Origin of the sequence: Halodesulfovibrio sp. MK-HDV, assembly GCF_009914765.1 — a bacterium.
Classification (GTDB): domain Bacteria; phylum Desulfobacterota; class Desulfovibrionia; order Desulfovibrionales; family Desulfovibrionaceae; genus Halodesulfovibrio.
In genome coordinates this window covers 303182-322901 of record NZ_WYDS01000001.1, presented here as the reverse complement: position 1 = coordinate 322901, position 19720 = coordinate 303182, and the positions used below count along the sequence as shown (strand labels likewise).

Annotated in this window: 16 protein-coding genes; 5 read left to right on the top strand and 11 right to left on the bottom strand. The window is 43.8% G+C overall.

Annotation, left to right across the window (positions count from 1 at the left end; translation table 11 throughout):
• Positions 1-22: 22 nt before the first annotated feature.
• The 3 genes from MKHDV_RS01535 to MKHDV_RS01525 form a co-directional block, all read right to left on the bottom strand.
• Positions 23-1027 (bottom strand): proline racemase family protein, encoded by a 1005-nt coding sequence (locus MKHDV_RS01535; RefSeq protein WP_160711536.1) that lies wholly within the window; start codon positions 1025-1027, stop codon positions 23-25.
• 11 nt (positions 1028-1038) lie between these two features.
• Positions 1039-2241 (bottom strand): FAD-binding oxidoreductase, encoded by a 1203-nt coding sequence (locus MKHDV_RS01530; protein ID WP_254060384.1) that lies wholly within the window; start codon positions 2239-2241, stop codon positions 1039-1041.
• Positions 2242-2355: 114 nt separating this feature from the next.
• Complete coding sequence (locus MKHDV_RS01525) at positions 2356-3243, bottom strand: dihydrodipicolinate synthase family protein (protein ID WP_160711534.1); 888 nt, start codon at positions 3241-3243, stop codon at positions 2356-2358.
• 633 nt (positions 3244-3876) lie between these two features.
• Between MKHDV_RS01525 and MKHDV_RS01520 the strand changes: the two genes are divergently transcribed.
• Entirely contained in the window at positions 3877-5700 is a 1824-nt protein-coding gene (locus tag MKHDV_RS01520; protein ID WP_160711532.1) for a sigma-54-dependent Fis family transcriptional regulator, read from the top strand.
• A gap of 44 nt (positions 5701-5744) precedes the next feature.
• Here the strand turns inward: MKHDV_RS01520 and MKHDV_RS01515 are convergent, their stop codons facing one another.
• Complete coding sequence (locus MKHDV_RS01515; RefSeq protein ID WP_160711530.1) at positions 5745-7061, bottom strand: OmpP1/FadL family transporter; 1317 nt, start codon at positions 7059-7061, stop codon at positions 5745-5747.
• Positions 7062-7322: 261 nt separating this feature from the next.
• Between MKHDV_RS01515 and MKHDV_RS01510 the strand changes: the two genes are divergently transcribed.
• From MKHDV_RS01510 to MKHDV_RS19130, 4 genes are all read left to right on the top strand, one after another.
• Entirely contained in the window at positions 7323-9662 is a 2340-nt protein-coding gene (locus MKHDV_RS01510) for a tetratricopeptide repeat protein (RefSeq protein WP_160711528.1), read from the top strand.
• A gap of 157 nt (positions 9663-9819) precedes the next feature.
• Positions 9820-10149, top strand: a complete 330-nt coding sequence (locus MKHDV_RS01505) for a hypothetical protein (RefSeq protein ID WP_160711526.1) — start codon at positions 9820-9822, stop codon at positions 10147-10149.
• A gap of 17 nt (positions 10150-10166) precedes the next feature.
• Positions 10167-11855: an arylsulfatase gene (locus MKHDV_RS01500; RefSeq protein ID WP_160711524.1), complete on the top strand. Its 1689-nt coding sequence runs from the start codon at positions 10167-10169 to the stop codon at positions 11853-11855.
• Positions 11856-12004: 149 nt separating this feature from the next.
• Entirely contained in the window at positions 12005-12187 is a 183-nt protein-coding gene (locus MKHDV_RS19130; RefSeq protein ID WP_216846831.1) for an AAA family ATPase, read from the top strand.
• A gap of 486 nt (positions 12188-12673) precedes the next feature.
• Here MKHDV_RS19130 and MKHDV_RS01490 read toward each other — a convergent pair whose 3' ends face one another.
• The 7 genes from MKHDV_RS01490 to MKHDV_RS18815 all read right to left on the bottom strand — a co-directional run bounded on the left by MKHDV_RS01490 (position 12674) and on the right by MKHDV_RS18815 (position 19566).
• Positions 12674-14302, bottom strand: a complete 1629-nt coding sequence (locus MKHDV_RS01490) for a glycosyltransferase family 39 protein (protein WP_160711522.1) — start codon at positions 14300-14302, stop codon at positions 12674-12676.
• Between the two features lie 287 nt (positions 14303-14589).
• Positions 14590-14961 (bottom strand): hypothetical protein, encoded by a 372-nt coding sequence (locus MKHDV_RS01485; RefSeq protein WP_160711520.1) that lies wholly within the window; start codon positions 14959-14961, stop codon positions 14590-14592.
• A gap of 122 nt (positions 14962-15083) precedes the next feature.
• A complete protein-coding gene (locus tag MKHDV_RS01480; protein ID WP_160711518.1) occupies positions 15084-16499 on the bottom strand; it encodes a heavy metal sensor histidine kinase in 1416 nt (471 codons plus the stop codon).
• A complete protein-coding gene (locus tag MKHDV_RS01475) occupies positions 16477-17172 on the bottom strand; it encodes a heavy metal response regulator transcription factor (protein ID WP_160711516.1) in 696 nt (231 codons plus the stop codon). The genes MKHDV_RS01480 and MKHDV_RS01475 overlap by 23 nt, the downstream gene beginning before the upstream one ends.
• A gap of 261 nt (positions 17173-17433) precedes the next feature.
• Positions 17434-18207: a phosphate ABC transporter ATP-binding protein gene (locus MKHDV_RS01470; RefSeq protein WP_160711514.1), complete on the bottom strand. Its 774-nt coding sequence runs from the start codon at positions 18205-18207 to the stop codon at positions 17434-17436.
• Entirely contained in the window at positions 18198-19070 is an 873-nt protein-coding gene (locus MKHDV_RS01465; protein ID WP_160711512.1) for a PstA family ABC transporter permease, read from the bottom strand. Before MKHDV_RS01465 ends, MKHDV_RS01470 begins: the two co-directional genes overlap by 10 nt.
• Entirely contained in the window at positions 19063-19566 is a 504-nt protein-coding gene (locus MKHDV_RS18815) for a PstC family ABC transporter permease (RefSeq protein WP_254060388.1), read from the bottom strand. The genes MKHDV_RS01465 and MKHDV_RS18815 overlap by 8 nt, the downstream gene beginning before the upstream one ends.
• Positions 19567-19720: the final 154 nt, after the last annotated feature.

Sequence of the window (19720 nt, the reverse complement as noted above, 5' to 3'; positions counted from 1 at the left end):
AAAGTGATCTTTCCTGAACGCATTAGCAGACGTGAAAACCATCTTTTAGTGGATCTTCAGGGTCAATCATAAGCTCAAGTTTACCGATGACATGAGCCGAACCGGTTACTTCAGGAACGCCGCCTTTGCAGTCTCCCACAGTTACAGGCTCAATAATGCGCGCTGTGAACTGAGTTCCGATGAAACTTTCGTGAATAAAGTTCTGGTTCAACGCAAGATCGCCAGTGGAGAAGAGGGATGCAACGCGGGCGGAAGTGCCGGTACCGCATGGGGAGCGGTCAACGGAATCAGGAAGAAAGAGAACGCAGTTTCTAAAATCAGCTTTCGGATCATCCGGCTTACTAAAAAATTGAACGTGGGTGATGATGTTGATGAATGGCTGTTCAGGGTGCACAAAATCAACCGCATTCCGTACTGCGTCACCGACTTTACCCGCTGCAAAAATAATGGAGTCAAGATTGCCGGAACGAAGATCAAGACTAAAGTCATCTGCATCAACTATAATGTAGGTATTGCCGCCAAAAGCTACGTCATAAGCCACGTTACCAAAGCCTTCGACCTCCACATTGCCGGAACAGTAATGAAAGGAGGGAACGTTGCGGAAAGTAACGCTGTCCACATGGCCATCAGTAATTTGCGCTTTTGTGCGGATAAGACCAGCGGGAGTATCAATATTTACTTCTGTAACGCCTTCAGTCATTGGTACAATGCCGGATTCCAACATAGCTGTAACACTGCCGATGGTGCTGTGACCGCACATTGGCATGTGACCTGCGGCATCAATAAAAAGTACCCCCATGTGTGCATCCGGATGGCAAGGTTCAACAAACATCGTGCCGGACATATTGCGATGACCGCGTGGCTCCCACATAACGGCTGTGCGGATCCAGTCCAGATTTTGCTCAGCGTAGGCCATTTTTTCTGCCATGGTCTCACCTTCGATCTCTGGAAGTCCGCCCACAATATTACGAGTAGGATTGCCTGCTGTGTGGGTATCTATTGTTTTAAAGATATGGCTGGATCTCATGCGAGTTCTCCTTACTTATCTGAAGCTGAAAAGCGATTAAGTGTAAGCGGGGCGATATCAAAAACTGGAGTTTTCCCTTCCAGAATATCTGCCATTAGCTGACCTGTGATGAGCGATAAACCGATGCCGTTGCCCTCGTGGCCAGAAGCAACGTACATACCTGAAATGCGGGTATCTGAAATAATAGGTTTTCCATCCGGTGTGGCAGGGCGTACGCCAGCATAAGAACGTATGACTCTTGCCTGACGATAAGCAGGAAAGAAATGAGTCGCACGTTGAGCAATAGTTCGCATTACAGCGGCATCCGGCTTGCTGTTCATTCCAACAAATCTGCGGCTGCTGCCTATAAGTACGGTGTCCGATTCTGTAGGCTCTGTTACAAAGGCAACACCATATGCTTCCATTTCCGGAGTCGCAGAAAGGCGCTTCCGGCCACCTTTTGCTGCTACGTATCCAAACTCTGCATAGTTCTTACCGACTAAGGACTGAACACGCTCTGTCACGAGAATTTGTCCCTGTCTCGGGCGGATAGGAATGTCGAGCCCCACCATATTTCCAAGCTCTGGAGTCCATGCGCCGCAGGCTAGAACAACATTTGGGGTTGTAATAGTGCCCTGTGAAGTACGAACCGCTGTTACTTTTTCATTCTGAAGTGAAATTCCAGTAACAGATGTTTGCGGATAAATTTTTGCTCCGTATTCCTGAGCTCGATACATAAGTCCGAAAGTGAGTCGCATCGGGTTAAGCTTAGAATCTCCTGTAAAGTTAATACAGGCGAGTACGCGGTCTGCAATGTTCGGCTCGTGAAGGCGTAGTTCCGTCTGATCCCATAATGTGACGGGTGCCCCTTCTTTAAGCTTCCCTTCATAATTACTAATGGCGGCTTCCATGTCGCGCTCATCATCTATGAGTAGCCCGAGCCCTTCTGGCTCAAAATGAATGTCATACGGTAGATCGGGGGCAATTTGGGGAAAAAGCTCAAGCCCTGCGTAGCACAGCTTACTAAAATATCCCGGAGGGCTATCGTAAGTGGCGACGTGTCCATCACAGCGCTTACTTGTTTCGCAAGGGAATTCGCCGCGTTCTACAATGGCGACATCCTTTCCCTGCTTCGCAAGATGGTAAGCGATGGCGCTACCAATGGCTCCACCGCCAATGACTACGACTTCTGCACTTGTATGTTTTTGCATTCCGGCAACATGTGACATGTTCATGTATCCACCATATTAGTTTGCTAACAATTATCAGCCAGCGTCTCTGGGATTCATTTGGGAGGCGGGTTCGCCGAAGCGAACCCATTTCGGAACGTATATCGTAGTGCTATGTTGTTAGCGCAATGGTTTTGCGTCGAGAATGGCTTTAATTTCGGCCTTCTCCGCGTCATTAAGAGGTAGTCGTGGTACCCGACAGAAAGCGCCGCACTGACCTTGTAAGTCCATTGCATATTTGGCGACCTGCCAAAGTTTTCCGGAACCTTCGAGGTAACGAAGTAATGGAAGAACATCCCGATAAATATTCCATGCTGCTTCAACATCTTTTTCTTTGTTCACAAGGTCGAACAACTGCGCTGAAAGGGCAGGGGCAACGTTAGCGAGAACTGAAACCCAACCTTGTGCGCCCACAAGAAAGGATTCAAACGCCATGTCTTCCCACCCGCAGAAAGGAATAATGCCATCTTCTAATTTATCTTTAAGCAACGTGAGGCGTTTAATATCACCCGTAGATTCTTTGATGTATTCCATGTGCGGAAGCTGTGAAATACGTTCAACCGTTTCAAACTCGAGATCTACGCCAGAGCTCCAAGGATTGTTGTAGACCATGACAGGTAAAGAGACATTCTCAGATATCAGCTTAAAGTATTCGTATGCTTCTTCTTGATTAAGGTGCAGTCCCGGAGGCACCAGACACATAACGCCGTCAGCTCCGACGGTATGCGCGTGTTTACATAATTCAAGTACGGTCTCTACGTTTTGTGAAACAGTACCAACACATACAGGCACACGTCCTGCTGCGGTTTTAACTGCAAATTCCGCAAAATCTTTACGCTCTTGCAGCGTCAAAGCTGCAAACTCGCCCGTAGCACCAACAGGAAGTAACCCGTGAATTCCGGATTCAATATACCAGTTGATATTGCTGCGCGCGCCTTCGTAGTTAATTGCGCCATCTTCAGTAAACGGCGTGGTCATAACAACAAATACGCCATGTAGTTCAGCCATTATGCGCTCCTTAGAGGTTGGTTCAAAAAGAGATTCTCTCTTGGCAGCATTAGTACTGGTGGAGTGCATACCCATTTGGAGAAGCTCTGTTAGCGTTGTGATTTTGCCATTGCAGTAGATATGCCAACACAAAAGACAGCGACGGAGAATAGGCAGCAAACCGTTGCAGCTGCAAGTTTTTATAAAAAATTGTGTGGTTAAACAGTTAGTTAGAAGTGTCAAAAAAGAGGTAAGAAGTAAGACAAGCAAGTAGATATGTAGCGAAACAATACAGTTAAAACAATTGCTTGTCCTAGTTGTACTGCTTTGCTACAGGTGACTATGTTTAAATTTCTAACAATTGAACGTAGGGCACAATATCTCAAGGCTCTTCAATAAAAAATATTCAATATTTACGTATTATTAAAACTTTTTGAACTATGATTGAACAACATTGACGGCATTTGTAGCGAAACGAAACAACAAGGTAGGGCTCTGACATGAACAGAGAAAAAGGACGACGAGAAGTACAGCAAAAAAATTCGTACAGCCTGGGCTAATTTTATTGAAGAAAGCCCGTTTGATCATGACGCGGTACAACCTCACATCCTACATTCATGGGAAATTAGTCGAGAGAACCATATTGATCCGAATGTGCCTCCGGTAACTCGTGTTCTTCCAATACATGAACTGAATGATCTGCTAACTGAGCATGAATTTTTCCTAAACGCAGCCGATCCTGTATTGCAAATGGTAGAAATCTCTATCCGCGGGACTGGTTTTATCGCGAGCCTTGCTGCTGCACCGGGGCTTTTACTTAAAGTATTAGGTGATGCCCCCGTTCTGTCTCATGCCGAAACCCGCTACAACGTCCCGGGTGCACTACGCATGGTGGAAGAAGTTGGTGGAAGCGCACTCACCATGTCTATGATTGAGAATAAACCTGTTCAGATAAGCGGCTGTGAACATTTCAATAAATACTTCCATGGATGGACGTGCTCATCCGCACCAATCCATGACGAAATGGAAGAAGTAGTCGGCTCTTTAACTGTTTCAGGTCACATGCCCAATAAACAGAAGCATACATTGGCACTTGTAACTGCTGCCGCGGCGACGATCTCTACACGCCTTCGTGAATCGCGCCTTATGATCAGTCAGCAGCGCCTTGGCTCCATGCTCACCTCCATTTATAATTCCTTATCTGACGGGCTGCTCGCAATTGATAATGAAATGTATATTACGCACGCTAACATCCATATGCTGGACATATTAGGGCTACGCGAAGGGATGCTTGTGGGAGAACATATTGAGAAGATCATTCATCCAGATGACAAAGGGCGTATGAAGGCATTGCTTACTAGCGGGTTATCAGAATCCCTGGAAGTTCGTCTGGTAGGAGCAAAAGGCGTACAGCAACACATGTGCCGTATTTTACCCACAAAACTCCAAAGCGGTGAAACCGTTGGGATGACTTTGACGATTACCGCCCGCAGCCAAATGATCAACATTGCACAGCAGGTAGGGGGTAACTATGCCAAATATAATTTCAGCGATATTAAGGGTGAACATCCTGCCATGCAGCATCAAATATCCCTTGCAAAACGTGCAGCAGGGACAAATTCTCGCATTTTACTCACAGGTGAAAGTGGGACAGGCAAGGAACTTTTTGCGCAGGCAATCCACAACAGCAGTTTAAAACGCAATGGTCCCTTTGTTGCTATTTCTTGTGCAGCTATCCCGCGTGATTTGATTGAATCAGAATTGTTCGGCTATGTCGGCGGTGCGTTCACTGGGGCACGACAAAAAGGCATGGTAGGAAAATTTGAACTCGCAAATGCAGGGACTCTTTTTCTAGATGAAATTAACAGCTTGCCACTGGATATGCAGGCTAAATTACTTCGTGCCCTACAGCAGCGGGAGATCATTCGTATAGGAGACACAAAACCAACGCCAATCAATGCACGCATTATTGCCGCAACAAACATAGATTTATACGAGGCTGTGCAACAGGGCGAGTTTAGAGAAGATTTATACTACCGATTAAATGTGGTGGAATTAACAGTTCCCCCGTTACGGGAGAGAAAGGAAGATATCCCGATGCTGGCAAATCATATTTTGAAACGCCAAAGCCGTGAGGTAGGTTTTCCTGTTCCAGAACTTTCTGCGGAAACGATCAGTGTGCTTTCTGAATATCGTTGGCCGGGAAACGTTCGAGAACTGGATAACGTATGCGAACGTGCATTGCTCGTTGCTTCCGGCAAAACAATTGTGCCTAAGCACCTACCTGAAAGCATTTTGCCACGCGCTGAAGAAAACGTAGGGCTGAGTACCATGTCCGTACAGGACATGTATTCGCAACTTATTAAACGATCTATGATTGTGAACAATGGTAACTTAAGCAAGGTTGCTAAAGAGCTTGGTGTTGCAAGAACAACGCTGTATCGCAATATGAAAAAATTTGGACTGATGGAAGAATAGGATCAAGCAGTTGAATCCTTCAAGTCATACATGAGGTTGTACAATTAAAACTTCCACTGCATGTTAACTGCTACATATTGAATATGATTTGTGTTGTATTCACCTTTTAACGGGCCAGTTAGTGGGCCGCCTTCGCGGTCTATTTTAGCTTTACCGGCATCAAGATACTCATAAGCGACACCCAAGGTTACATCCTCATCTACTTCATATTGAATGCCTGTCGCTACACGAATTTGTCGATCCAACGGCAGTATGGGCGATCGGTTACTCTCCGAACAGGGAGAAGTGTCATAGGCTGCGCCAATTGACCATATCCATTGTTCTGCAATACGGCCTCGAAAACCTAACGCAAAATGCCATGTGTCAGTGTAATTCAGGTCGATAGTTGCATCAGAAACATTGGTATCTTCAATTGAAGTTTCTAGCACACCAAACTCTTTCCAGTTCTGCCAACTTACGCTCCCCATGACTGCCCAGCGTGGCGTGAAGTCATAATGCAGACTAAAAGAAATGGCCTGTGGAACTGTAAAAGTTATATCAAGATTCTTACCAAGCAACCCGCTATTTACTAGTTGTTGTTCGAGAATTGAGCCAAGTCCGGAAAATGATATGGCATCGTCAAACTTTAATCGAACAGGAGTTCGATATGTTAAGCCAGTGCGTACGTTAGGGGTTATTTTATAGAAAAGACCAACATTACCACCAACGCCAGTGGTTGTAGCATCAGCTTTTAATTCGCCATCAGCGGCAGAACTCTCTAACGGAAGATTATTTACAGCAGTCTTCATTAAAAGCTTCGCAACAAGAACATTAAGCCCTAATCCCACAGCAAAAGAATCTGTAACGTCAGCCCCCATGCTTACAGTTGCACCAGCAGTTAGAAGGGAGGCTTCTTTTACATAATACCTTCCACTCCAGTCATCATCATAGTTGAGCCCTAGCCCAAAATATGACCCCATACCTATTCCCAGCCACACGGAGTCATTCAATTTATCCGCATAGCTAAAGCTTGCTGCAGGCATTACCCCACCAGCGTTACCGCCGTCACCGCCACCAAATCCACTTTCCTGAGTGGAAAATTGAGTATCAATAAACAAAGCCTGAAGTCCGGCTATTAACTGCGGACGGTCAAGGTTTGTCATAGCAGCAGGGTTAGTGATCGCTACAGAAGCATCCAGTGCCGTTGCATCACGACCAGCAGCAGCAACGCCTAAGTCCGGTGTGCCTATTTCATAAAGCCATACTCCACCAGCTTCGGCAGAGCCTGGAGCACTGAATAACAAAATTAGAATCCACACGAATGCAAGATGCCACACGCAGCACCTTTGCAGTAAAATCCGAATGTTATTCTCTTCTTGCATAGCTCCGCCTTCAAAATATTTTTTTAAGATAATATCCTAATATGATAAAATATTTTTACTCCTTAACACATTACAGAACGATTATATTTACCTTTTCCTCTCTCCTTCACAGCCCGACAGCAGAAACAAAAGCCCCAAAGAAAAAACACACAGGCATAATGCCAACTATACCAATTATAATGTTCTTAACTTGCTAAAACTATGGTAAATGTTTCACTGGAGTGATGTAAGACCTGTTTTGACTGAGCAAAAGGAGCTGGAATGGATATGGAAAGCAAGATGTTACGCCACAAAAAAATGCTTTGTAGAATAGCATTTGCCTGCATATTTCTGGTAGGAATTCCTCATCTTCTTTTGGCCGATGATAGCCAATTTGCTGGATCTAAAAGCTGCAAAGACTGTCACGCACGCTTTTATGATCTCTGGGCAACGTCACGTCATGGCACTGCGCTTCAACCATTCACAGAATCTTTCGCTAAAAACCAGCTTTCCCCGCAATCAAAAGCTATTTCAATAGGTGATGCCACCTTTCTCTATACAAACACTAACGGCGCGGGGGCGATAGAAGAGAAGACGTCTCAAGGCTCTGTAACATATCCCATAAGCTACGCACTCGGCGGAAAATATGTGTACTACTTTTTAACTAGAATGGAACGGGGCAGACTGCAAACACTCCCTATTGCCTATGACGTAAGGACAAAAGAATGGTTTGACATGTCTGCCAGTGGGGTTCGGCATTTGGCCGACATCCCTGTATCATGGCAAGACCAAGCTTATACTTTTAATACTTCCTGCTATGGGTGCCATGTAAGTCAAACTTCCATTAATTACACCGAAGCAACAGACTCCTATGACACGGAATGGAAAGAAGCGGGTATCAACTGTGAAACATGCCATGGTCCCTCAGCAGAACACGTCAGAGTCTGTATTGAAGCAGCAGCCAAAGGGACTGTACCCAAAGATTTGAAAATTCTCGGAGGGAAGGGGAAGTTTACAGTACAGCAAAACACGGACTCTTGTGCACCATGCCATGCACAAATGACTCCAATCTCCAAAAACTTTGTTCCCGGCGAATCTTTTTACGACCACTATGACTTAACCACGCTCGAAGATAGCGACTGGTATCCGGATGGACGAGATCTTGGAGAAAACTATACGCAAACCACATGGAGCTTAAGCCCATGTGTCACATCCGGAGAACTAGGATGCATGCATTGCCACACATCAAGCGGACGCTTCAAACAAGCTGAAAATCCGAACAAAGCATGTTCTCCCTGCCATGAAGAGAAAATACAAAATGTGGCAGAGCACACTATGCATAAACCGGACAGCGCTGGGAGTAAGTGCATTTCCTGTCACATGGTTAAGACTGAATTTGCTCGAATGTACAGAAGTGACCATTCCATGCTGCCGCCAACACCGGCAGCAACTATTGAATTCGGTTCCCCCAATGCATGTAACGTTTGCCACACAGACAAAGATGCAAAATGGGCAGATTCGTATGTCCGAAAATGGCGGAGTCGTGACTATCAGGCCCCTGTGTTGCACCGCGCTTCGTTGATCGAAGCTGCGCGTGAAAACAAATGGGACAGACTTCCCGAAATGCTTACATACATCAACGATCCGTCTTCTAACGAAATTTTTGTTACGTCCTTAATCCGCTTACTTCGCAATTGCCCGCATCAAGAAAAATGGGAAACTATCGCCAAGGCCGCCTCACATACTTCTCCACTGGTACGTGGTGCAGCTTGTACCACTTTAGATGATTGGCACAGCCATGATGCAATATCTGTATTAGCTGCTTCCACAGGTGACAAAGTCCGACTGGTTAGAATCCGTGCGGCAGCTTCACTCGCTGGAAAACCGTATGCTGTTGCGGAAGGAGTTCTAAAAGAACAAATTTCTAAAGCTACGGGTGAATATTTAGCAGCTCTTCATGCACGTCCCGATGTATGGACCACGCATTACAATCTCGGGAACTATTATCGAAAAACAAAGCAGTACCAAAAAGCCATTCAGGCATATACCAAGTCAAATGAGCTAGCTCCTGCTGCCATAGCGCCTATGGTCAACTGCGCATTACTTCATGGAAATCTAGGCAATTTAGATGAAGCAAGTACACTACTTGCAAATGCTTATACGCTTGCTCCTGAAAACCTAACAATTCTCTATAATCTAGGCTTGCTGGAAGCGGAAAAAGGGCAATACGATTTAGCCGAAAAGCATCTAAAAGTTGTCTTGCAACAAAATCCGGAGTTTGGGAAAGCTGCATCGAATCTTGCAGCAATTATCAGTTATCGATCACCTTCAGATGCAATAGAGTTCGCTCAAAAAGCATACGACATTGATCCCAATCCAGCCACAACCTTCAGCCTCGCATATTACATGAAGGAAGCAGGGGAAACACAGTCCGCATACAATTTATTGTTATCCTCAATCGAAAAGTGGCCTACATATTCTGATTCGTATTTGCTTCTTTACGAGCTTGCCGAAGGCACAGAACAAAAACAGAAAGTAAAGATGCAAATCCGGAAACTTCTTTCCACTGAAGAACTTTCGCCAGAAGATAAAGAAAGACTGACAGACGTTCTTAATGATTAACAATGTGCAAAAATAAAAAGCCTCCTTTAAAAAAAGGGGGCTTTTCTCATATGAAGCACATGAAATATCATTAGGAAACTGTTTGTAGAAGAATAGAATAAGACGATCTGTCACTAATTTCGTTTCCAGAAAACACTGTAAAATAACGAGCCGCTCTATGAAATATTTCATATTTTGTTGCGCATTCATTTTTCCCTTACTCTTTGCCATCAACGTAGTTGCAAACAACACGTCTGAATATCCAATGGATGCAGTCCAGAAAAATATGAACCGCATCCAAGGCTACATGCAAAATCACCCACCGCATTTACCGACAGACAATAGTACCATGCAGCGTCCACAGGCTCCATACACACCACCAATCCAGCCACAAACTAACACAAACACATCGCTGCAGGATAAAGCCAACCTCATTGAATTATTAAACAAGGTACAATTAACAGAAAAAGAAAAACAAGAACTGATCACTATCATTCTCAGTAAATAACGGCATAAGGAGTTCGTATGTTTGAACACATCGTTAGTAAAAATCTTACTAAAATAGCAGTGTTATGTATTTTTGCAGTATCATTGGTTGTAAGTAGTTCAATCTCTTATGCCGCAGAAAAACCTAATATTCTGGTTATGTGGGGTGACGACATAGGGATATACAATATAAGTTTCTGGAACCGTGGTGGTATGGGGTACAGAACCCCGCACATTGACAGAATTGCCCATGAAGGGATCGCGTTCACAGATTATTACGGAGAACAATCCTGCACAGCCGGACGCTCCTCCTTCATTACCGGACAGAACGGATTACGAACCGGTAACACAAAAGTCGGATTACCAGGAGCACCGGACGGTCTGAAAGCAGACGATATGACCATTGCTGAAGCCCTAAAAAATATGGGATATGTGACCGGACAATTTGGCAAAAATCACTTAGGTGATAGAGATGAACAGTTACCAACGAATCATGGTTTTGATGAATTTTATGGCATCCTATATCATCTTAACGCGATGCAAGAACCTCAGAACCCTGATTACCCTCGGTCACCAGAATTTTTGAAAAATTATGGTCCACGCGGCGTTCTACACTCTTTCTCCAATGGTAAAATCACAGATACAGGCCCGCTAACCATAGAGCGCATGAAAACGATTGATGATGACACAGTCACTCAGGCAATTAGGTTCATGGACGAAGCGGTAGCTGCTAACAAACCATTCTTCGTATGGTGGAACGCCACCCGTATGCATCTCTACACCTACATTAAAGATTCACTTATCGGCATTTCAGGTCAGGGGTTCTACAATGACGGCATGATGGAACATGACATGCACGTTGGTAAGCTACTTGATTACCTTGATGAGAAAGGGATCGCAGATAATACCATAGTCTATTACGGAACCGACAACGGCCCTCACGGCAACGCATGGCCAGATGCAGCAAGTACATACTACCGATCAGAAAAAGAAACTAACTGGGAAGGCGCTTACCGAGTGCCAGCATTTGTACGTTGGCCACAAGGTAACTGGAAGGGTGGCAAAGTCTTAAATGGTATTGTTTCTGCACTAGATTGGATGCCAACACTGCTTGCTGCTGCTGGTGATCCAGATATTAAAGAAAAGCTTCTCAAAGGCTACAGGGCGAACGGTAAGAAATTTAAAATCCATTTAGATGGATTTAACCAAGCAGATTACTTTGCAGGTAAAACAGACGAGTCTCCACGCAAAAGCTTCATCTACTTCAATGCGGATGCACAAATTGTGGCCATCCGTTATGACCAATCCGATTACAACACCAGCTCCGGCAGCATGGCTGAAGTTGGCAAATCAAGCATCGGTAAAGAGTCTAAAGAAGTACACACAACCGCTTGGAAAGTGATTTACGGTGAACAAAGAAAACACACATTAGCGCTCTGGGCCGAACCTTTTATATGGTTACGAGTTCCTAAAATATTTAACCTGCGTCGTGACCCCTTTGAACGGGCAGACTATAACTCAAACACATATTGGAATTGGTACATCAACCACTTATTCGTATTCTACAAAGCCAACGCTCTTATCTTTGAAGAACTAAAAACATACGAAGAATACCCACCAAGTCAACGCCCAGACAGTTTCTCAATCGGCAACGCCAGTGAAGAAGTCTATGAAGATTATGGCGTTGGCCCCGGTGGTTCAAGAGGTACCGGTATTAAGAAAAAATAAATCAATAGCATGAACGACCATCAAAGTATGGAAATTTTCTGGAAGCGCTTGTAATATCCATTGTTCAGCTCAAAGAAAGACCGCAAGATAAATAGACGATCAGAACTCTGTAGTACAGACACTATACTGGGCTTATTACGAATGGTTATGTGCTTCTTGAAAGTATTCCCAATACCGCAATAATTCGTGCAGTAAAAAGCTTAGCGAAAGCATTAAAGGTCATAATAGGGCGTGTAAAATTCACGCCCGACCTTTTGCCTTCAGATGTTCCAGACTGTGAAATCCTCAATACCGAAAAACACTCCATGATCTTCACTCAGGGCTCCATATAAAGAAGTAGAGTGTGAATCCAAGGAAACCCAAGGTGCGATTCAGCGAAAGTTCTTAACAGCGCTTGAACTACTTAACATGAAACTGTCATAGAACAGTGGTTACGTGGTATAAGCCAAGATCTAAAAGAGTTGATCCACAATAAAATTATCACAGAGTATGCAAAAAGAGAGAACGTTCATGCGCAATACCTCATTCTTCCATACTGCTATGCTGTGGATTATTTGCGCCTTGTGCCTACTTGCCTTTCTTCTCGTTGCCTCAAAGGCCTTACCTACAACAAAAGCTCCTTCCCTTGAGCTATCCATAGCTCAGCATAACGCGCAGAGCATCAACAAAAAACAATGATGATACTCTGCCCGAATAGCCAGACTGATCTTCTTATTAAAAACCCAGCAATCCAAACTCTGTTGCAATGCAGTTTTCAACACTCTGCAGCAAAAAAGTGCTCTCACAAAATATTGTGAGAGCACTTAACATAAAGAGGCCTAATTCTGGACAGTTACCCGATATATCAGCAGGGGGTCACGCTTAATATATCGAGCTAAATATTCTTTTTCGACAAGTACATTCTTTGGAAAAGCTGTTGGGTAAGCTGCTATAACAATATGCTCTCCGGGTGAGAGCGTAGTAAGATCTTTTGCAACAATTCGTGTTGCAGGCTTACCAAGAACCCACTGAGTCTGGAGCTTCAACGACGTAAGAGTATGCACAGTTTTTTCAGCTTTTCCGACAAAGCTACGCACATCTTGAATAGGAAGTATTCCCCTCTTGGGTAATAGGGTTTTGATATGCGGCGGGGTAGTAATAAGAACAAAAGCCACCAAACCAAAAACACATCCCAAAAGTAGGTTAGGCTTACGACACATATAGGTTACACATAGTGTCGCTGCCAGCAAAACGTAACAGGCCACGATAAGTAATTCTGAAGGATCATGAGCTAAAGCTGGCGAGGTGATTTCTCCAGAACTCCAGATAATTCCTATCGCCGCAAGTGTAATTATCACGCCTAATACAAGATAAAGTTGAAATATTCTTCTGCTGCCGGAAAAAGAAAAACCACGCTTTAAACAGTAATCCAAATACCCGCCAACAAGCATGGACAAAGGAATAATGACTGGTAATAAGTAACGCACTTTCTTTTCGGGAATAATAGAAAGGAGTACAACAATTCCGAGTGTCCAAAGCAAAAGTTTTTTATATGGAATGGAATCTTGCAAACGCGAAAAAGCAAACATCGGAATACAAACGAGTACCGCAGGAATAGCCCAGAGTCCCAACATCGCCGGAACTTGAGGTAAGTAATACCACCAAACTCGAACATGTCTTCCTGCCCAGGCTGCTGTTTCCTGAGAAAACATCGCCGCCATAGCCTCTGGATGCATTAGCATAATAACGAGGTACCAGCTTACAGAGATTATTACTCCGCATCCAGTTACAAGAAGAAGCTTCTTCCACTGTCTGCCCATTTTTTTTGCATCGTTAACAACTAGTTCTGAAAATAAAAATGGCAGTAACAACGCATAAAAAGCCACAGGCCCTTTACTCAAAAATGACAGCCCAAACAGCACCCCTGCCAATAAGCATAGCCATGGTCGAAATTCTTTGGATTTCAGCAATACGTCTAGTGCCCATATCATTGCAGTCATATAGGCAACAGCATGTATGTCCCATGTGCCTCGTCGCACCATAAATATATGTAGATAACTGGTTGCCAGAACTGCGGTGCTTATTATTGAGATACGTGAAGAACCTGTCACGGATTTGGTAAGACCAAAAAAAGCCATTGCTAAAAACAGTCCGGCAAAGGCAGACGGAATTCTGTTTACAAACAAGTTTGTATCAGTGCCAGCCAAAACCATTACAGCTGAAGTCATCCATGTTGGAAGTGGTGGTTTTGCGATACGTAACTCGCCAAAAAGTCTTGGTACAAGCCAATTCCCTGTCTCCACAATTTCACTTGCTGTTATAAAATTTCTTCCTTCCATTATGTCGGGATCAAGCTGATTCAAATATGTTGTAGTGGTAATTATCACCAACAAACCAAGTAGAAATAAGGGAACATACCTGTAGCGTAGTTTTGCTTCAAAATATGTACAAACTCTTTGCATACTCATTTATTTTATCCAACAAGAATAAAGTGTTACCATCGAGTTGAAAACAGAGAAAGCTAACGTTGTGCGCATAACTTTTCTCTTTAACTCCATGTAGCTGGAACATTGTTTCGATATTCAAGAAGGATACTCTTCGGCACATTTCAAAGAGCTTACTGGTGGATTACAAAGTTGTTATTCAAAGTTAGAAAAATCAAAAAAGCCAGCAGAGGGTCTGCTGGCTTTTTTGATTTATGACATCATTTCTTATCGGTACGAGGCTAATTTTGCCCGAATCATAAGTACTAAAATTAAAGGGAAGCACTCACGGCCTTTCCGTCCAAAAAAATCTTTATGTCCCTCGCTATCTTTACTTCACCGGAACCGTAATAGGTTAACGTAATCCACTGTCCGACATTAAGATCTTTAAAGGCTGCGTCACGGTTCCATTTAAGCAGGCCATGACTTTTTATTTTTATTTCGGAAGTAGGCAGAACCTGAAACGTCATCTGCTGTCCCTGAACATTTTTAATAGTGACAACTGCACGTTTAGCATCAACAGAAACTATTTTACCTTTAAGTGCAGGCCAATGGTCATTATCGCTGGCGAACACCGTCAGCACAGCACCAACGCTGAGACAAATAAAGATAACAACTGTTACAAATTTGGGAGCCATTTTCATCGCGATTCTCCATAGCATTTTTGATAAAACGACACAGTTGCTTAACATCAAGCTCTTGCAACAGGTCATATGCAATGGAAACAAACTACAAAAAAGTACTCCTCAAATCTCAAACAGAAACATTACAGTGTTGTTATGGTAGGAAACAACAGGGTAAACGTGGTTCCTTTCCCTACTTCAGTCTCAACAGAAACGCTGCCCCCATGCACAGTCATAATCATTTGTACAAAGGCAAGCCCAAGCCCTGTATTCGAACGGTCAGCACGAGCTGAATCGGCACGATAGAAACGGGTAAAAATATGTGGAAGGTGCTGGGGCTCTATTCCCGTTCCAGAATCAGACACCGTAATTTTTACAAAACCATCAAGTTGCTCTGATACAAGCTGAATAAGCCCACCCGCTGAAGTAAATCGCAGGGCATTACTTACAAGGTTGAGTAGGGCACGGCGTAATAGATCTTTATTGGCAGTCACAAAGCCCTGACCACGCCATCTGATTTCAATTTGCTTTTCTTCTGCTAGAGCTTCCAACAGCGTTTGCTGAAATTGAAACTCTTCAGCAATGGAGCATTTTTCAATATGCAAAGACTGTTGCATATGTTCAGTCCTAGCCAGAAAAAGCATGTTTTCAACAAGCTTAGAAAGATGTGTTGCCTCAAGCTCAATTGTTTCCAATGTTTGCTTGTATTCTGCAGCATCTCTATCCCTATTAAGGGTCACACTGGCAGCTGAAAGCATATTGCTTACCGGCGTGCGCATTTCATGTGCAATATCAGCAGAAAATTGGCTTAGAACTGTAAACGCCTTTTCCAGACGTTCAAGCATAGCATCAAAAGATTGAGCGAGCCCTGCAAGCTCTTTAGGCCACGGCTGATCACCTATGCGCTCCGAAAGATGCTCAGAAGAAATCCCCTGCATGGCAGTTGTTACATGCCGTAGCGGACGCAAACCGTATCCACTGACAAACCAGCTTATGGCAACAGAAAGTAATATTCCGGCAAGCAGAAGTACCATCAAATTCCATCGATAAGCGCTAAGAAGGCTGCTTGTTGGACTCAAATCATATGAAGCATCAACTCGCCAGACATGTCCCGGTTCAGTTTCCACCTGAAACGATGTAATTCGGTATTCAATATTAGATTTGGGATCAATCCAGACACCATACTTTGGAGGATCAGATAGAGAGAATACATCCGGGGGGATATTAATATTCGGGGTGGTGAGATAAAGTTCTTTATTTGTAGAAAAGACGCGAACACCCAATCGACCATGAGCATTTACGGCATATTCCCAAATAAGCTGCCAACTTTCAGAATTGGTTGTAATAGAAAGAGTTTTAACAGCTTTACGGATAAATGAGGTGGCTTCGATAAACTCCATCTTGTCTTCATTTCTTACCTGATCTTTGAGACCGGAATAAAGCAAAAAAGATGTCGCACAAACAATCATCGTTGTTATGATTGCAAACGATATGGCAAGGCGAGCCTGTAACGAGCAGGTACGAAGTACGCTAAACTTATCCTTCTGCTTTGAGAACATACCCGACTCCCCGCTGTGTATGAATAAGTTTCTGCGTTGCATCAGCATCTATTTTAATTCGCAACCTGCTTACAGCCACATCAACCACATTGGTGTCACAATCAAAGCTAATTCCCCAAAGTTGTTCAGCAAGCACGGTACGTGTGAGAACCTCACCTTTGCGTCGCATAAAAAGTTGCAGCAGGGCAAATTCCTTAGGAGTAAGCTCGATAATTTTTCCGGCTCGCGATGCCTGATGCGTCAAAAGATTTAATGTTAAATCGCCGACAATCAAGTCCGTTTCAGCAGTAATAATAGGTGAACAACGTCGTAATAATGCCCTAATTCGAGCCAATAGTTCAGCAAATGCGAATGGTTTAACTAGATAGTCATCCGCACCAAGCTCAAGCCCACGAACACGATCTTCTACACCATCTCGAGCAGTAAGAAATAAAACGGCTGATTTTCTATTTGCCTTTTTAGCAGTTTCAAGAATGGTAAGCCCATCAATACCAGGCAACATAATATCAAGAATCGCCAACGAATATTCTTCAGTCAAAAAGTAGTGCAACCCGTCTGGACCGTTATGGGCAACATCCACAACAAAACCTTCTTCCCGAAGGCCTTTGGCAATATATGTGGCGGCAGTTTCCTGATCTTCAACCAAGAGAATTTTAGTAGCGTTGGTGGACATACAATATTTTCCTATTCTTAACCTTCAAAAGCATCTCAGCCTCACAACCCGTATCTATTCAAAAAAGAGTTTACTCTTAAGAACGCGTCCGGCTTTGATTGTAAACTAAAAGCACGAGTGTCGCCTATACACGAATAATATCGGTATAGCGTACAGAATTTGATTACAATGTTGTCAGAATTCATAAAACGTATGTTTTAGGCATGATGAAAAGGAATAGCGGGGCGGCACACACAGAAGTCAGAGAAAATATCTGACCAGTTATAGTAAGCTGTCTATTGTACGCTGCATGACAGAACTATCTTGCACCTCATCTTTCAAGAGGGTTTGAACCAGCTCACCAGCAGAAAACACGTAAAGTTTATCTGCTAGACGCTGTGCCTGCGCCAGACTGTGAGAAACAACAATCGTTGTATAATCAGCCGAAAGAGATTCAAGTAGATCCTCAATGGTCCGGGTTGCATGAAAATCCAAAGAAGCGCTAGGCTCGTCCAATAATAAAATTTCAGGCTGCAAAACCATCGCTCTTGCGATGCATAATCTCTGCTGCTGACCACCGGAAAGATGAGAGGCAGGAGATTTAAGTCTATCTTTAACCTCTCCCCACAGTGCAGCTTGTTTTAGAGCATGTTCCATACGGGCTTCAGCTTCACTACCTTGAATCTGCAAGGCAAGCTTTAGCGGGATAATAAGGTTATTCTGTATGGAAGTCGGCAGTACGTTTGGTGTTTGAAATACCATTCCAACTCGACGACGAAGCTCTTCACACGAAATTGTGCCGGAATAAATATCGTGCTCTGTATCACTCAAAGTCACAGTAATTTTTCCCGTTGTATGACTTCCCTCCAGACATTCATTTAACCTATTAAAACTGCGTAGTAATGTTGTCTTTCCGGAACCAGAACGTCCGATAAGGACAGAAAGTTTGTTCTTAGGAAATGAGGCCGTAAGGTTTTTAACAATCGGCAGTCCATTAAAAGCAATCGAGACATTCTCTGTTTGAATAGCTTGATGTGTAATTTTTGTTAGAGCCATTTTCGTTCCATTGTTCGGCGTAAGTAATGAGCAGCCAGAAAGAGACAAGTCGTCTGTAACAACAAAATTAAGGCTGTCCCAAAACCTTGCGCCAGCTCTGCCTGACTCTGAAATTGAGCAGCAAGATAGTATACTTTAAATGGCAGAGCCTCATATTTATCAAAAATATTCCGAGGTACCCCAGCGTTTGCCACTACACCGGTTAAAAGGATGACCGCAGTATCCTCTGAGGCTCGACCGATAGATAAAATTACACCGCTCATTATCCCGCGCAAAGCCAATGGAATGCGGATGTAAAATGTACTTTGTACAGGACTAAAGCCAAGAGATGGTCCGATCAGTTTGAGATCTTCAGGCAAACTGGAAAGTGCGATTACGGTAGAGTTTATACAATAGGGCAGTATAAGCACCGCAATACATAACGCAGAAAGCCAAAGCCCTGTGACAGCCTGTGGAAAAATGGTCTTCCGCGCAAGCAAGATAAGTGAAAAACCAAAAAGTCCCATAATAATCGATGGAATACCTGCGAGCAAATCTGTCAAAAACGTAACAGGTCTTTTCAACTTCTCTGGCGCGAATTCAGTAAGATAGATCCCCGTCATAATCCCAACGGGAATCGAGAGGCTACAAGACAGCAATACGAGGTACAGTGTCCCAACACACGCTGGCCATATCCCATCAAAAACAGGTACTCCACTAAACAAGACATCATAGGGAGAGGCGTCTCCAAAAATAAGAGCTACGGATAATGAAGGTACCCCCTTAACACAAAGAAACCCCAATAGCAGAACAACAGCTCCTACAACAATAATCGGAGCCGCATACGTAACTATAGAAAGCAGATGTTCTTTAATTCTACTCATGAGAAGCCTCCTGACCTGCAATCCATCGAAGCCCTACGTTCACTGCAATAGTAGAAGAAAACAAGACTAGCCCGCATGCAAACAGCGAAAGATACGCATCACTTTGGCTATCCGTCGCAACAACTAGGGCAATATGTGCAGTAAGAGTACGAATAGAGTCTAAAACAGACTCCGGCTGACTCACGGCGTTTCCTGCAAGCATCAAAGGAATAAGTGTATCACCCACAGCACGTCCAAAACCAAGGACAGCAGCTGTAAGCATCCCTTTTCGAGCATTCGGAAAAACAATGTAGATAAACTTTTGTGCTTCAGACATACCTAGCGCCTTCGCTGTTAAGCGTATTTTCGGCTCAATCTGCGAGAACTGGCTGTGTAAAATAAGCACAATAGTAGGTAGAATAAGTAAGCTCAAAATAAGTCCGGCTGCGAGGAGGGAAAAACCTGTGCCGTATCTGAAAAAAAGAACGCAAAAAGGGCACCAATAAAAACACAGCAACAAAGCCGTAGATGACCGTCGGAATGCTCGTCATAAATTGTACGAGGATCAGCATTCCTTTACGTAGAAAAGACTTATCTGAGCCGTGAATATAGCAACAAACACCCAAGCTTAGTGGATAACTTAGAACTAAAGAAAACACGGAAAGCAATAC